14 protein-coding genes are annotated in these 13,058 nt (G+C 57.7%); 6 read left to right on the top strand and 8 right to left on the bottom strand.

The features are described from left to right. Positions 1–92: 92 nt before the first annotated feature. Together GOW72_RS10730 and GOW72_RS10725 are read right to left on the bottom strand one after the other, a co-directional pair. Positions 93–404, bottom strand: coding sequence for a cupin domain-containing protein (locus GOW72_RS10730; RefSeq protein ID WP_170366855.1), 312 nt, complete (start codon positions 402–404; stop codon positions 93–95). A gap of 35 nt (positions 405–439) precedes the next feature. Further along, a complete protein-coding gene (locus tag GOW72_RS10725; RefSeq protein ID WP_170366854.1) occupies positions 440–1,120 on the bottom strand; it encodes a GntR family transcriptional regulator in 681 nt (226 codons plus the stop codon). Between the two features lie 258 nt (positions 1,121–1,378). On the opposite strand from GOW72_RS10725, the gene GOW72_RS10720 reads away from it, so the two are divergent. The 4 genes from GOW72_RS10720 to GOW72_RS10705 all read left to right on the top strand — a co-directional run bounded on the left by GOW72_RS10720 (position 1,379) and on the right by GOW72_RS10705 (position 5,092). After that, positions 1,379–2,164 carry an SDR family NAD(P)-dependent oxidoreductase gene (locus tag GOW72_RS10720; protein WP_170366853.1) on the top strand — a complete coding sequence of 262 codons (786 nt, stop codon included), beginning with the start codon at positions 1,379–1,381 and terminating at the stop codon, positions 2,162–2,164. A 51-nt stretch (positions 2,165–2,215) separates the two neighbouring features. Then, positions 2,216–3,199, top strand: a complete 984-nt coding sequence (locus GOW72_RS10715) for a TRAP transporter substrate-binding protein (RefSeq protein ID WP_093961689.1) — start codon at positions 2,216–2,218, stop codon at positions 3,197–3,199. 114 nt (positions 3,200–3,313) lie between these two features. Beyond that, the gene (locus GOW72_RS10710) at positions 3,314–3,802 is read left to right on the top strand and encodes a TRAP transporter small permease (RefSeq protein WP_244952395.1); all 489 of its coding nucleotides are present in this window, start codon (positions 3,314–3,316) and stop codon (positions 3,800–3,802) included. Between the two features lie 9 nt (positions 3,803–3,811). Next, positions 3,812–5,092 (top strand): TRAP transporter large permease, encoded by a 1,281-nt coding sequence (locus GOW72_RS10705; RefSeq protein WP_170339264.1) that lies wholly within the window; start codon positions 3,812–3,814, stop codon positions 5,090–5,092. A gap of 182 nt (positions 5,093–5,274) precedes the next feature. Here GOW72_RS10705 and GOW72_RS10700 read toward each other — a convergent pair whose 3' ends face one another. Next, the gene (locus GOW72_RS10700) at positions 5,275–6,531 is read right to left on the bottom strand and encodes an NADH:flavin oxidoreductase/NADH oxidase family protein (RefSeq protein WP_170366852.1); all 1,257 of its coding nucleotides are present in this window, start codon (positions 6,529–6,531) and stop codon (positions 5,275–5,277) included. Positions 6,532–6,597: 66 nt separating this feature from the next. Here GOW72_RS10700 and GOW72_RS10695 point away from each other — a divergent pair, with 66 nt between their 5' ends. Then, positions 6,598–6,960, top strand: a complete 363-nt coding sequence (locus GOW72_RS10695) for a MerR family transcriptional regulator (protein ID WP_170366851.1) — start codon at positions 6,598–6,600, stop codon at positions 6,958–6,960. Positions 6,961–7,011: 51 nt separating this feature from the next. On the opposite strand, the gene GOW72_RS10690 is transcribed toward GOW72_RS10695, so the two are convergent. The 5 genes from GOW72_RS10690 to GOW72_RS10670 all read right to left on the bottom strand — a co-directional run bounded on the left by GOW72_RS10690 (position 7,012) and on the right by GOW72_RS10670 (position 12,028). Continuing rightward, positions 7,012–7,743, bottom strand: coding sequence for a proteasome-type protease (locus GOW72_RS10690; RefSeq protein WP_170366850.1), 732 nt, complete (start codon positions 7,741–7,743; stop codon positions 7,012–7,014). Between the two features lie 11 nt (positions 7,744–7,754). Then, positions 7,755–8,552, bottom strand: coding sequence for a transglutaminase family protein (locus tag GOW72_RS10685; RefSeq protein WP_170366849.1), 798 nt, complete (start codon positions 8,550–8,552; stop codon positions 7,755–7,757). Positions 8,553–8,555: 3 nt separating this feature from the next. Beyond that, the gene (locus GOW72_RS10680; RefSeq protein WP_170366848.1) at positions 8,556–9,497 is read right to left on the bottom strand and encodes an alpha-E domain-containing protein; all 942 of its coding nucleotides are present in this window, start codon (positions 9,495–9,497) and stop codon (positions 8,556–8,558) included. A gap of 2 nt (positions 9,498–9,499) precedes the next feature. Continuing rightward, complete coding sequence (locus tag GOW72_RS10675; protein WP_170339274.1) at positions 9,500–10,918, bottom strand: circularly permuted type 2 ATP-grasp protein; 1,419 nt, start codon at positions 10,916–10,918, stop codon at positions 9,500–9,502. A gap of 237 nt (positions 10,919–11,155) precedes the next feature. Then, a complete protein-coding gene (locus GOW72_RS10670) occupies positions 11,156–12,028 on the bottom strand; it encodes a LysR family transcriptional regulator (RefSeq protein ID WP_170366847.1) in 873 nt (290 codons plus the stop codon). Positions 12,029–12,148: 120 nt separating this feature from the next. On the opposite strand from GOW72_RS10670, the gene GOW72_RS10665 reads away from it, so the two are divergent. Then, positions 12,149–13,021, top strand: a complete 873-nt coding sequence (locus GOW72_RS10665; protein WP_217358149.1) for a TauD/TfdA dioxygenase family protein — start codon at positions 12,149–12,151, stop codon at positions 13,019–13,021. The last annotated feature ends 37 nt before the right edge of the window (positions 13,022–13,058 follow it).

Below are 13,058 nucleotides of genomic sequence, written 5' to 3'. Positions count from 1 at the left end.
CATGCCCGACCCGTTTCGCCGAAAACAGGTTACCCGGCCTCATGGGGTCAAAGTAATCGCGGGCCACGGCAAGAGCGCTCGCGGAATGCGCCTTACAGAAAGTCGTCCCGCCTGGGCGTGAAACAGTCGATCAACTCTCCGGCCGCCAGGCAAACACAACCATGGCTAACGCCGGACGGAATGATCAGGCTGTCACCGGGCCCCAGCTCTCGCTCCTGATCTCCGATAACGAAATTGAACCGCCCGGACCGCACAAATGTCGACTGCACATGCGGGTGGTCGTGCAACGCGCCTTCGGCACCTTTCTCAAAGCGGAAGGACACCATCATGAGGTCTTCGTGATCTGCCAAAACCTGGCGCATGACGCCCGGGGCGGGCGACACAATCGGATAGCTATTGGTCATGATGCAGTGTCCTCGGTCAGGTGGCAGCGTTCATTTCACTCGAAATACTCGGCATGTTTCGCGTGAACCTCTTCGATGGTCTTGTCGATACGGCCCAGATGACGGCGAATGGTTTCGCTCGCCTTCGCCTCGTCACGGTCTGCAAGCGCCTTGGCCAGCGCCACATGATCCCGAACCAGAGTCTCGGCCTCGCTCTCGCGCCCAAGGCTCAGAACGCACAGGCGGTCGATCTTTCTTTTGCATTCCTGAATCGTGTCAAAGGCCAGCGGGTTGCCGCTCAGCTCGCATATCAACCGATGAAAGTCATAGTCGAGTTGATGAAACTCTTCGGCCTCGTTCCTTGAAACCACGTCTTTCTGCCGCTTGAGGTTGTCCTCCAGCAGCTTCGAGTATTGGGGCTTCCAAACCTGGCACGCAGCGCGCACCACCTCCAACTCGACGGCCAGGCGAACAAAGCGTGCATGACCGATCCGTTCCATTGAAAAGCTACGGACCCGAGTGGCTTTCTGAGGCCGGATCAGCAGCAAGTCCTGCGCCTCGAGCCTGTTGAAAGCATCGCGGACAGGCTGCCTGGATACCTCGAATTTTTTTGCGATGTCGGCTTCGGACAATTTCGTCCCCGGCAGGATTTCAAGCGAAACGATCGCCTCGTACAGGCTCTCATAAACGATATCGGTGGTTGTGCGCCGCTCGATCTTGTCCGTAATACTTTGCATTTCCTGCCTTTTTCTGCGCGTGACCAACTCGGGTGGTTTTCCGTGGCTCGAGGCCCCTCCCTCGATACTCGTCAGTGTATCTCCAGCCAATTGATTTGGCACGCACCGTGCGATGCCTTTTGTGATCCCCAAACAAAGTTGTTGACAATACTAGTATACTAGTCGACTAAAATACGCAACACTGCTTCTTGCCCGTCCGAACTCAAAGATCGGAACGGGCGCGCGGCAGGCTGACCGGGGATCCAAAGGGACAAGAGAATGACCGAATTGAACGCCGAACAGATTGGCCTGAACCGGGACCTTGCAGGGAAGGTTGCGATCGTGACCGGCGGCGGACGGGACATCGGCCGTGCCTGCGTTCTGAAACTGGCCGAGGCCGGAGCATCGGTCGCAATCAACTATCACAGCTCATCCACGGGTGCAGAGTCTGCGGTCCAGGAGATTACGGCTGCCGGCGGTCAGGCGATTGCCGTACAGGGCGACATGACGTCAGGCGCGGATGTGGACAGGCTGGTCTCAGAAACGATTGCCGCCTTCGGGCCCCGGATCGACATTCTTGTCCATGTGACCGGAGGGTTGGTGGCCCGAAAGACCCTGTCTGAGATGGACATGGACCATTGGCGTTACGTTATGGACCTGAACACCACTTCTTTTGCCCGCGCCGTTCAGTCGGTGTTGCCGCACATGAAAAAAGGCGGCGCGATCGTCGGGTTCGCCAGTCAGGCGGGTCGTGACGGGGGTGGTCCCGGCGCGGTTGCCTATGCGGCCTCGAAGGGGGCGGTCATGACGATGACACGTGGGCTGGCCAAGGAACTGGGGCCCGAGATCCGGATCAATTCGGTTTGCCCGGGCATGATCGACACAGACTTCCACAATGTCTTCACCAAGACCGAAGTCCGCACCAACGTGGCCAGCGCCACACCGCTGAAACGCGAAGGCACGTCCGAGGATGTGGCAAACCTCGTCGCGTTTCTGGCCTCGGACGCCGCCGCTTTCATTACGGGCGCGAACATCGACATCAACGGAGGCCTGCTCTTTTCATAGCCGGCTCCGACCGATCACCAAAAACATCTGTCTGCTTCTAGGGAGGAAAGCATGAACACCAAACTTACAAAAACACTGATCGGCGCCGCAGCCATGGTCGTCATGACCGGCAGCGCATCTTTGGCCGAGGATTGGCGCGGGTGGAACATCCACGCAGACGGCTACCCGAATACTGTCGCGATGGACAAATTCGCCGAACTGGTCACCGAAAAGACCGGCGGTGAAATCAACCTGCAAATGTTCCACGGCGGCACATTGGGCAGCCAGCCCGATGCGGTCGAACAGGTCCGCGCTGGCGCCTTGGAGGTCGGAAATTTCAACCTGGGTCCGATTGGCCCGATTGTCGCCGAGGCAAATGTCGTTTCATTGCCCTTCATCTTCAAGGACGTCCCACACATGTTCCGCGTTCTGGACAGCGAGGGCGGTGCCGCGATCGCGGCCGGTATGGCAGCCAAGGGATTGACCCCGCTTGCCTGGTATGACGCCGGCGCCCGATCCTTCTACAACGGGACCAAGCCGATCAATACCCCGGCCGATGTCCAGGGCATGAAAGTGCGGGTCATGAACAACGATCTGTTCACCGGCATGATTGCCGAACTTGGCGGCAACCCGTCGCCCATGGCCTTCGCCGAGGTCTATCAGGCCCTGAAGACCGGGGTCGTCGATGGCGCCGAGAACAACTGGCCGTCCTACGAGTCGACCGGCCATTTCGAGGTTGCCGGCTATTACTCGCTGTCCCAGCACCTGATCATCCCTGAATGCGTGTGCGTCAACACCGACAAATTCAACGCCTTGTCGCCCGAACTGCAGGCCGCAGTCAGAGAGGCGGCGCAAGAGTCCGCCGAGTTGCAGCGGCAATTGTGGGCTGAGCGTGAAGCGGCCAGCCGCGCGGCGGTCGAGGCTGCGGGTGTGGTAGTGAACGAAGTGGCCGACAAAGCGCCGTTCCAGGCCGCTATGGCCCCGGTCTACGAGGCCTATTTCGCAACCAACCCTGACCTCCGCCCGTTGGTTGAAACCATCCAGGCGACCGAGTGATCGGACCGTATCGGATCTGATACCGTCCGGCCCTGCCAATGCGGGGCCGGGCATCTGATCAAGAGTTTCAGGCTTATGAGCAATACATCTACGCCCCCGTCCTCAGTGCGCACTATGGTCAGGATCCTCGACCGCATCGCCGATGCATGCCGGATCGTGACCGGTGTCGCGCTGGTCGTGGTCACCATCATATTCGGCTGGCTCGTCTTCGGCCGCTACGTCCTGAACGCAACGCCAACGTGGGTCGAGCAGGTCGCCCTGTTGCTGGTCATGACGATCGCGTTCATCGGCGCGGCGGTTGGTGTGCACGACAACACGCATTTGTCCGTGTCCCTCGTGCGCTCGGCCGTTCCGCGGCGAGTCAGGACGGCTCTGGTCGTTTGCACGGATGTGATCATGGCCGGATTCGGTGCTCTGATGCTGGTGTTCGGGGCGCGGCTTACGATGTTCAAATGGGGGTCGCTCATCCCCTTGATCCAGGTTCCCGAAGGCTTGCGGTCATTGCCCCTGACCATTGGCGGGGGCCTTATCCTTGTGTTTTCCGTTGGTCACCTGATCCGCCTCTGCGTCGGTTTTGACGAGCGAAAAGACAGCATCGAATAGAGGCGGATCATGGGAATTCTTCTTTTGCTTGGCGTCTTCGCCCTGTGTGTACTGATCGGAACACCTGTGGCCTTCGCCTTGGGCATTGCCGCCATCTCGGCCTTCTGGTTCGAAGGTTTGCCGCTGATGATCGGGTTCCAGCGGATCATCTCGGGCATCAACGTTTTCTCGTTGATGGCAATCCCGTTTTTCATCTTCGCCGGTGAACTGATGTTCCACGGCGGGATCGCCATGCGTCTGGTGCGGTTCGCGTCAGCCGCGGTCGGCGCCGTTCGTGGGGGCTTGGGCATCGTGAATGTGTTTTCGTCGATGTTGTTTGGTGGAATTTCGGGATCGGCCATCGCCGATATATCTGCCCTCGGCTCCATTCTTGTTCCCGTGATGAAAGAGAAAGGCTACGACGCGGATTATGCGGTCAATGTGACGGTCACGTCGTCGATCGCAGGGATCATCATCCCTCCCAGCCACAACATGATCATCTTCGCCATTGCAGCGGGGGGCGGCATTTCGATCTCGAAGCTTTTCCTTGCGGGCGTAGTTCCGGGCGTGTTGATGTGCCTCTGCCTAGCCGTCGCCGCGTATCTTGTTGCGGTGCGCCGAGGGTATCAGGCCGAAACCTTTCCGGGCTGGAAGGCTCTGGTCATCAGCTTTCTCAGCGCGATCCCCGGGCTGCTGACTGCCGTGATCATCGTCGGAGGTGTCCTGTCAGGCATCTTCACGGTCACTGAATCCGGGGCGTTCGGCGCAATCTATGCCTTTGTCGTCACGCTCGTGGTCTACCGGAGTATCACTTGGGACAAGTTCTGCATCGCGGTTGCGTCGGCCGTACGCACGACGGCCATGGTCATGATCCTGATCGCCTGCGCGGGTGCCTTTGCCTATATGCTGACCTTCTACAGAGTGCCGGACAAAACGGTGGATCTTCTGACAGGCCTGACGGAAAACCCGATCCTTATCCTGCTGATGATCAATGCGGTCTTGTTGCTTCTGGGCATGATCATGGACATGGCGGCCCTGATCCTGATCTGCACGCCGATCTTCCTGCCGGTTGCCAACAGCCTTGGCATTGATCCCCTGCAGTTCGGAATGATCTTGCTGGTGAATCTGGGCCTGGGACTGTGCACTCCTCCGGTTGGCTCCTGCCTGTTTGTCGGCTGCGCCGTTGGCAAACTGCCGATGGAAAAGGCGGTTCGGACGATATGGCCCTTTTATCTGGCAATTCTGGTCGCCCTGATGCTGATCACCTTTGTGCCCGCTATCTCGTTGACCCTGCCAGGGTTGCTTGGATAGCAAAGGCGAGCAGGCAAAAGATCCGGACGCACCTTGGGTAAAGGTGCGCCCGGTTCCGCCACTGGCGGCAACGGAAGAAACACCTCCGGTCGGCGCCGGAAGCCGAGCGTCAAAGGTGCCGCCACATGGTGATTACCCGCACAAACGCCGTTGGATCCCTGCTTTAGGCATCCCTGACCACATTATGCTCGGGCATCGCGCCAGGAACGGTAACGTTTCGTCCATCGCTTCGCCCGCATCTGATTTCGCATCAGCGCGAGAAACGCCGAGTGTGGTACTTTCGGTGGCTTGCCATTTGCCAGTCGTTCAAGCTGGAAATACGCCAGCACCATCGAGGCGAACCCCGCCAGCCTTTTGTTTTTCCAAGACACTTCCGGGATATTGACCGACTCTGATTTGCCATTCCGCCAGTTTTCGACAAGATCAGGTTCAAACGCCATCGCGCGGGCCACCCCAAGAACCGAGACGCCAATCCCGCCCCGGTTGTTGGCCAATGCATCCTCGGCAACAGCCCGAGAGCGAATGCCGCCGGTCACCATGATCGGCATTTTCGCGTTAGCAGCGATTTCCCGCGCGAAGTCTACAAAATAGGCTTCGCGCCGGGCCGTGCTGGAGCCATCCTCCTGCCTGCCCTGCATGGCCGGACTCTCATAGGAACCGCCGGACAATTCGACCAGATCAATAGCCATATCGCCAAGTTGGTTGACCACCCATTTGGCATCATCCTGCCCAAATCCACCTTTCTGAAAATCAGCCGAGTTCAGCTTCACCGAAACGGTAAAGCTCTTGGAGACGCTGGCCCGGATCGCGCGAACGACCTCAAAAAGGAAGCGCGCCCTATTCTCCAAAGAGCCGCCCCAATGGTCGGTACGGCGATTGGTCAAGGGCGATAGAAACTGGCTGATAAGATAGCCGTGGGCGGCATGTATCTGAATGCCGTCAAATCCTGCTTCTTCGGCCAACGCGGCTGTTCGAGCAAAACGGGCAATCAGGTCTTGAATTTCGGCCTCGGTCAGGGCCCGCGGCGGGTTGAAGTTTTTGGACATACCGGGGATCTCGACCGGAACGTCGGAGGCCGACACCGTTTCTTCGCCCAGGCTCGCCAGGACCTGACGACCGGGATGATTGATCTGCATCCAGATTGCTCCGCCGCGCATCTGCCCTGCCTCGGCCCATTCCCGGAAAGGCGCAAGATCAGTTCCGTCTTCCAGAACCACGCTGGCGGGGCCGGACAGCGCATCAGCCGAGACCATTACATTTCCAGTAATCAACAAGCCCGCGCCGCCCGCGGCCCAGCGGCGATAAAGCCGGTGAATTTTCTCGTCTGGCACCTGCCCGAAAGCCGCCAGGCTTTCTTCCATTGCAGCTTTTGCCAGACGGTTTCTGAGAACCGCGCCGTTTGGCAATGTGAGCGGTTCAAACAGCGGTGAAACAGTCATCTTGGGATCCTTTTCTTCTCGATCCCAGGTGATATAAACCTTCGACAATGGTTGAAGGTCAAGGGCATGAAGATCGGAAAATTGGCAGAATCCACGGGCGTGTCAGCGTCAAGCATTCGGTTCTACGAAAAACACGGCCTGATCCCACCGCCCGAGCGTCTGGAGAACGGTTATCGCGACTATCCCGACGCAATGATTTCGCGCATCAAGACCATCGCAATGAGCAAGTCGCTTGGCTTTTCTCTGTCGGAAATCAAGCGCTTCCTACCGGAAGACCCGGAAAACACCATCCCGCGGCCCGAGGTGATCGCGAACCTAAGAAGCAAGTTGGCCGATGTGGATCAAAAGATCAAAGACCTGCACGGGATTCGCCGCGACCTGGACCAGATGATCGCCTATCTGAGTGACCCGGAGTCAAATGGCTGCTGAGGGTTTGGCAGCCTGAAACCTGCGCCCAGCAGGAGCACAAGACTTCGCTCGTCAGGCTTCGTATGCCGGAAGCTTTGACAGGGCGGCCTTCAGCGCATCGCCCCACCCTTCGGATATTGTCCGAAAGTACTGATCGTCGGGCTCGAACCTTGAACGCGTGCCGGCCGTAAGGCTGTCTTCCTCATAAAGCAGCAGATCAAGCGGTGCGCCGACGGACAGATTGGCCTTGATCGTTGAATCGAAACTGACCAGCAACAGCTTGACCGTTTCGGAAAAGCTCATGTCCGGATCAAACGCGCGTACCAGTATGGGGCGGCCGTACTTCGTCTCACCGATCTGAAAGAACGGGGTATCCTCACCGGCCTCGATGAAATTGCCCTCGGGATAGATCAGAAACAGGCGCGACGGGCCGCCTTTGATCTGCCCCCCCAGGATCAGGGTCGCGTGAAAGGCGCTGTCTGCCTGTTGGCCCGCTCGGGAATGCCCCTCGATGACGTCGTTCAGCGTCGCCGCAACCAATTGGGCGACCTGAAACATCGTCGGCGCCTCAAGGATCGACGGCGACCGGTCTTCCGGTGCTTTTGTACGTTCTTCCAGCAGGCTTATGGTGGCTTGGGTGGTCGCCAAGTTGCCAGCCGTCAACAAGGTAATTGAACGGTCGCCTTCGACGGTCCAATTGAACATCTTGTTGAAGGTGGACACGTTGTCGACACCTGCATTCGTGCGCGTGTCCGACATGAAAACCAGTCCGCGGTTCAGCCGCATGCCCACAGCATAGGTCATCAGGTTCTCCGTTACTGCTGTGCGACCTGCAATTGAACCGTCAACTGCTCGCCCGCTGCCCCAATTCTGTTTCCTATTACCGGGGCCGCCTGGGCATAGTCCAGACCGGTTGCGACACGCACGTATCTGTCATCGGGTGAAATCCCGTTGGACACGTCGAATCCAACCCAGCCAAGCCCGTCCAGATGAACTTCGGCCCACGCGTGGGTGGCATCCTGCAATTCGGTTTCGTTCATCATCAGGTAACCCGAGACATAGCGGGCCGGCACGCCGATCTTTCGCGCGCAAGTGATGAACACATGCGCGTGGTCCTGACACACGCCGCGCCCGGCCTTGAGAGCGTCTTCTGCGCTCCAGTCCGGGTGCGAGCCTCCCACTTCGTAGGAGACCTGAGCCCGAACGCTTTCGGACAGGGCATGCATCCGCTCAAGCGGCTCACCATCCGGCAAAGCGGCGATCACGTCTGCAACACCCTTGCCCGGCGTTGTCAAAGGCGTGCTCCGCTGAAAAAGCCACAACGGCGTCGAGCCCTCGTGACGTCCCAACACACCATGCGTATCTTCAACCTCGACAACACCTTCGGAGATCAATGAGATGCTTTGGGTATTCGCTTCGAAACTGATCAGTTCCACCGTGTTGCGATGGTAGTCCTCAAAGCTCAGCTCCTTGCGCCCCCCGGTCACTTCGGTGCTCCAAGAGAAGATATTCTGATTGCGGAAGGATTTGGGTGTTTTTCTCAGCTGCTGCAGGCCAAAGGAAACCGGCGCGTCGAAATCGTATCGTGTCTCGTGGCGAATATGCAGTTTCATTGGTCACTCATAGAACCGGTAGTCAACTTCAATCTGGCGGCTCAAGTCTCCGAGATCTTTCAAAAAGTCCTGAATGTACTCGTGCAGCCCAAGGTCAAAGATATCGGAAATCTGCCGGTCGAGGTACTTCTCGGACAGCGCATTGGCCGCCGTAACCGACGGCCCCGCAAAGCCATAGTCTTTGCTGAGATAAGAAAGGTTCTCTTGGATCTTCCTGCAGCAGAAATGCAGGCTGCGAGGCATCCGCTGATCGAGGATCAGAAACTGCGCAATTTCCGACGGCCGGGTATTCTGGCCGTGGGTCATGCGATAGCCACCACCCGCACCCACGGACCGCAGGATGCTTTCCCATTGGATGTTGTCCAGTGACGAGCCGACCGAAAAGGCCGTGGGCAGAAGGACATAGTACTTAACGTCCAGGATGCGCCCGGTATTGTCGGCCCGCTCGACAAAGGTGCCGATCCGGGTGAAGTCGAAAATATCGTTGCGCAGCATGGTCCCCAGCGTCGCACCACGAACCAGAGCCGCCTGTTGACGAATAAGCTCCAGCGTCCCCGGCAGGTCTCTCTCGTTCACGCGGCGCTTCATGGCTTGATCAATCTGCATCCACGTGGCGTTCACCGCACTCCAGACATCATGGGTCAATGCAGTTCGAACAACGCGCGCGTTATCTCGCGCCTGCTTGATGACCGACTTGATCGAGGATGGATTGTCGGCATCACGCAACATCCAATCCACGGCATTGTCTTTTGAAATCTCATCATATTTGGCGCTGTATCCACCGAAAACGCCGGCTGTTTTCAGAACCGAGCCCCATTCCGCATCGGAATTCTTGGTCCGGGTCAGCGCCATCCTCTGACCTGTTTCAAGCAGTCTGGCCGTGTTTTCCGCCCTCTCAAGATACCGGGACATCCAGAACAACCCGCCAGCAGTTTTTCCCAGCATGGTCAGTCCTCCAGAACCCAGGTGTCTTTGGTCCCGCCGCCTTGGCTTGAATTCACGACCAGGGACCCTTTTTTCAGCGCAACGCGCGTCAGGCCGCCGGGGGTGATTTCGATCCCATCCGGGGACACCAGAACAAATGGCCGCAGATCGACATGCCTGGGGGCAAGTCCCGAACGGGCGAAGATCGGTACTGTCGAGAGAGACAACGTGGGCTGCGCGATATAGTTCGACGGCCGCGACTTGAGCTTGTCACGGAAGGCCGCAATCTCTTTCTTGCTGGCGGTCGGGCCGATCAGCATTCCATAGCCGCCCGAGCCGTGCACCTCTTTGACGACAAGATCCGACAGGTTGTCCAATACGTAGGACAGCGACTCGGGGTCGCTGCAGCGCCACGTAGGAACGTTTTTGAGCAGAGGCTTCTCGCCCGTGTAGAACTCAACGATTTCAGGCATGTAGGAATAGATTGCCTTGTCATCGGCAATGCCCGTGCCCGGCGCGTTGGCGATCGTGATGCCCCCGGCCCGATAGACGTCCAGAATGCCGGGTACGCCAAGCGCGCTGTCCGGGTTGAAATTCAGCGGGTCCAGGAAATCGTCGTCAACCCGGCGGTAAAGAACGTCGATTGGTTTGTAACCACGCGTGGTGCGCATGCAGACGCGCCCATCGACAACCCGCAGGTCGTGGCCCTCGACCAGTTCCACGGCCATCTGATCGGCCAGAAACGCATGTTCAAAATAGGCTGAATTATAGATCCCCGGTGTCAATACCGCGACGGTCGGCTCGCCATCCGCGCAGGCCGGCGCACTGGCCGCAAGCGAGCGTCTCAGATTGCGGGGATAATCGGATACATTGCGCACATTCGTGGCGCTGAAAAGCTCGGGGAACATCTTCAGCATGGTTTCCCGGTTTTCGAGCATGTAGCTGACCCCGGACGGCGTACGGGCGTTGTCTTCCAAAACGAAGAACTCGTCTGGCCCGGTACGCACCAGGTCGACGCCGACCACATGGGTGTAGACCTGCCCCGGCGGTGAGACACCCAACATCTGCGGCAGGAAGGCTTCGTTGCTGGCAATCATCTCTGCCGGCACGCGACCGGCACGCACGATTTCCTGACGGTGATAGATGTCGTGAAGAAACGCATTGATCGCCCGAACCCGCTGTTCAATGCCACGTTCCAGTCGTTGCCATTCGCGCCCTGAAATCACGCGCGGAACGATATCAAATGGGATCAAACGTTCTTCGGCCTCGGTCTTGCCGTAGACGTTGAAAGTAATCCCCGTCAGCCTGAAAACTTCTTCGGCTTCGCGCTGTTTGGCCCTCAGCCGTGAGACATCTTCCGCATTGAACCAACGTCCGATCTCTTCGTAAGGACCTCTGAGAGATCCGTCGCCGTTGAACATCTCATCAAAATACTCGCTCATACGAGAAGTGTGACGATCAATTCAAACTTTGCAAGTTGTACGGGCTTTTCCAGTTGGCGGCCTTCCAAGAGATGCACAGTTTTCGAGCGAACAGCAGCCGCCCGTCGATGACGAAACTGGTTCTGGGTGCAGCGAAAATCATCGCCGCCACTCTACCGGCTTCTGGCGTCAATGACGTGCAGCCACCAAAGCAATTCTCGAAAGCAATCAGGGGCTACGGCTCCGCCTGAGAACCGACTAGGTTCCCACCGCATCCAGCAGCGCACCCCGGACAGCGTCTACCATTCTGGCACGGGGTGACATTGCGACACTCGCAAGACCGACGATGCGTCGGGGTCCGAACTGCTCCAGAGGAATTTTTTTGAGCTGTAAATGGTCATAAGACGCCAGACGACTGTCAGGTATGATCGAGACCCCGAGTTCAGCGGCGACCATGCTTGATATTGCCTCAAGGCTTTCAAGCTCCATGGCGTCTTTGACTTCTATACCCATCCTTTGCAACCAGGTCTCGATCTGCCTCCCCACAACCGCGTCGCGAGTGAACCGAATAAACGGCAGTGCGCCGAGAAGCTCTTCGGGAGAAAGGTCCGGAGTGTTTTCCGAGACGAGCAGGACCAGTTTCTCGGTCACGATTTCCGAGAACTCCAGCGACTTCGGCAGAATATCCGGGCGTGAGATGATTGCTGCGTGAACCTGCTTGCGGTCCAGCTGCAACAGCAGCTGATTGGTCAAGCCCGGAACAATTCTGACACGCACGTCAGGATGTTCTGACTTCAGCCTTGATAACGCAGCAGGCACCAAACCCGTCAAAGTCGTTGGAACTGCACCCAAGATGATCTCGCCGGCAAGTTCCTTGTCCAATCTCACCTTGTCAGCCAGGCCATCATACGCGGCGACGACCGCCGCCGCTTCTTCAACAAGCATGAGCCCCGCACTGGTCAGTTTGGGTGTCTTCGCCGACCGGTCAAACAAGTCGAGCCCCCACATGACTTCAAGGTTCCGCATCTGATGGCTTACCGCCGACGGCGTCAGATGCTCGGCCTCCGATGCGGCTCTAAAGCTTCCATGCCGATGTATTGCGATCAACGTTCGCAACGCTCGAATGCTCATCTCAAAGACCTCGCCACCTTCGTCCGGACCCGCCAACGGTGAGAGTTTTTCACCGATGGATCAAATCATTTTCGTTTTTGTTTACATTTTTTGATCTGTACCCTGCACGAAACAGGCTCAATGAAACAGCGCCCCGAGGTTCCTATGGTTGCCCCAAAGTCCAACACCTACACGTCCATCGTTGCCAAGCCTTTCGCTCCGAACCTCGGGGCCGAGATCTATGGGGTCGATTTGAGCCAGCCTGTGCCCGACGACCAGTTTGCCGAAATCCGCGATGCCTTTCACACCTATCAGGTTCTGTTCTTCAAAGAGCAGAAAGAGATACCGCCTGCGCAGCACATCGAGTTTGGGAAACGCTTCGGACCGCTCCACGCACACCCCGCAGCCCCAACGATGGAAGGATACCCGGAGATATTCGAGATCCATGCCACCAAAAATTCTAAGGTGGCCAACGGTGAGTTCTGGCACTCGGACGTGTCATGTGATGAGACGCCCCCATTGGGAACAATGCTTCAGATCCACATTGCCCCTCCTTGCGGCGGGGACACCATGTTCAGCGATATGTATGCGGCTTACGACGATCTGTCCGAACCGATCAAAAGCATGCTCGACGGACTGTCCGCCCTCCACAGCTCCGAACACATCTACAAGGGCCGGTACAGCGACCGGGGCCAAAAGGACGCGGATATTGATTGCCCCGAAGCAATTCATCCGATCGTCCGAACTCACCCCGAGACAGGACGAAAATCGCTGTTCGTCAACCGAACGTTCACAACGAAGATTATCGGCTTGTCGGACAATGAAAGTGAGGCAATCCTCAACATGCTTTTCGAGCATGCCGAACAGATCAACTATCAAATCCGGTTCCGTTGGTCGCTCAACGATATGGCTTTTTGGGACAATCGTTGCTGTATGCATCGCGCTATCTGGGACTATTGGCCCGCGGAACGAAAGGGGCGGCGTGTAACCGTGAAAGGCGACCGACCCGTCTAGCTTCGACTGGACGGGATTTCTGGGTCGAAGAAACCAT

Origin of the sequence: Ruegeria arenilitoris (assembly GCF_013032855.1) — a bacterium.
GTDB lineage: Bacteria > Pseudomonadota > Alphaproteobacteria > Rhodobacterales > Rhodobacteraceae > Ruegeria > Ruegeria arenilitoris.
Note: the sequence above shows the minus strand (reverse complement) of the source record. Positions and strands in the feature narration are given on the sequence as shown.

Excerpts from the sequence above, each read along its gene's own strand:
- GOW72_RS10710 (WP_244952395.1), top strand. The coding sequence starts at position 3,314 with ATGGTCAGGATCCTCGACCGCATCGCCGATGCATGCCGGATCGTGACC.
- GOW72_RS10700 (WP_170366852.1), bottom strand. The coding sequence starts at position 6,531 with ATGACTGTTTCACCGCTGTTTGAACCGCTCACATTGCCAAACGGCGCG.
- GOW72_RS10695 (WP_170366851.1), top strand. The coding sequence starts at position 6,598 with ATGAAGATCGGAAAATTGGCAGAATCCACGGGCGTGTCAGCGTCAAGC.
- GOW72_RS10705 (WP_170339264.1), top strand. The coding sequence starts at position 3,812 with ATGGGAATTCTTCTTTTGCTTGGCGTCTTCGCCCTGTGTGTACTGATC.
- GOW72_RS10725 (WP_170366854.1), bottom strand. The coding sequence starts at position 1,120 with ATGCAAAGTATTACGGACAAGATCGAGCGGCGCACAACCACCGATATC.
- GOW72_RS10665 (WP_217358149.1), top strand. The coding sequence starts at position 12,149 with ATGAAACAGCGCCCCGAGGTTCCTATGGTTGCCCCAAAGTCCAACACC.
- GOW72_RS10690 (WP_170366850.1), bottom strand. The coding sequence starts at position 7,743 with ATGACCTATGCTGTGGGCATGCGGCTGAACCGCGGACTGGTTTTCATG.
- GOW72_RS10685 (WP_170366849.1), bottom strand. The coding sequence starts at position 8,552 with ATGAAACTGCATATTCGCCACGAGACACGATACGATTTCGACGCGCCG.
- GOW72_RS10730 (WP_170366855.1), bottom strand. The coding sequence starts at position 404 with ATGACCAATAGCTATCCGATTGTGTCGCCCGCCCCGGGCGTCATGCGC.
- GOW72_RS10675 (WP_170339274.1), bottom strand. The coding sequence starts at position 10,918 with ATGAGCGAGTATTTTGATGAGATGTTCAACGGCGACGGATCTCTCAGA.
- GOW72_RS10680 (WP_170366848.1), bottom strand. The coding sequence starts at position 9,497 with ATGCTGGGAAAAACTGCTGGCGGGTTGTTCTGGATGTCCCGGTATCTT.
- GOW72_RS10720 (WP_170366853.1), top strand. The coding sequence starts at position 1,379 with ATGACCGAATTGAACGCCGAACAGATTGGCCTGAACCGGGACCTTGCA.
- GOW72_RS10670 (WP_170366847.1), bottom strand. The coding sequence starts at position 12,028 with ATGAGCATTCGAGCGTTGCGAACGTTGATCGCAATACATCGGCATGGA.
- GOW72_RS10715 (WP_093961689.1), top strand. The coding sequence starts at position 2,216 with ATGAACACCAAACTTACAAAAACACTGATCGGCGCCGCAGCCATGGTC.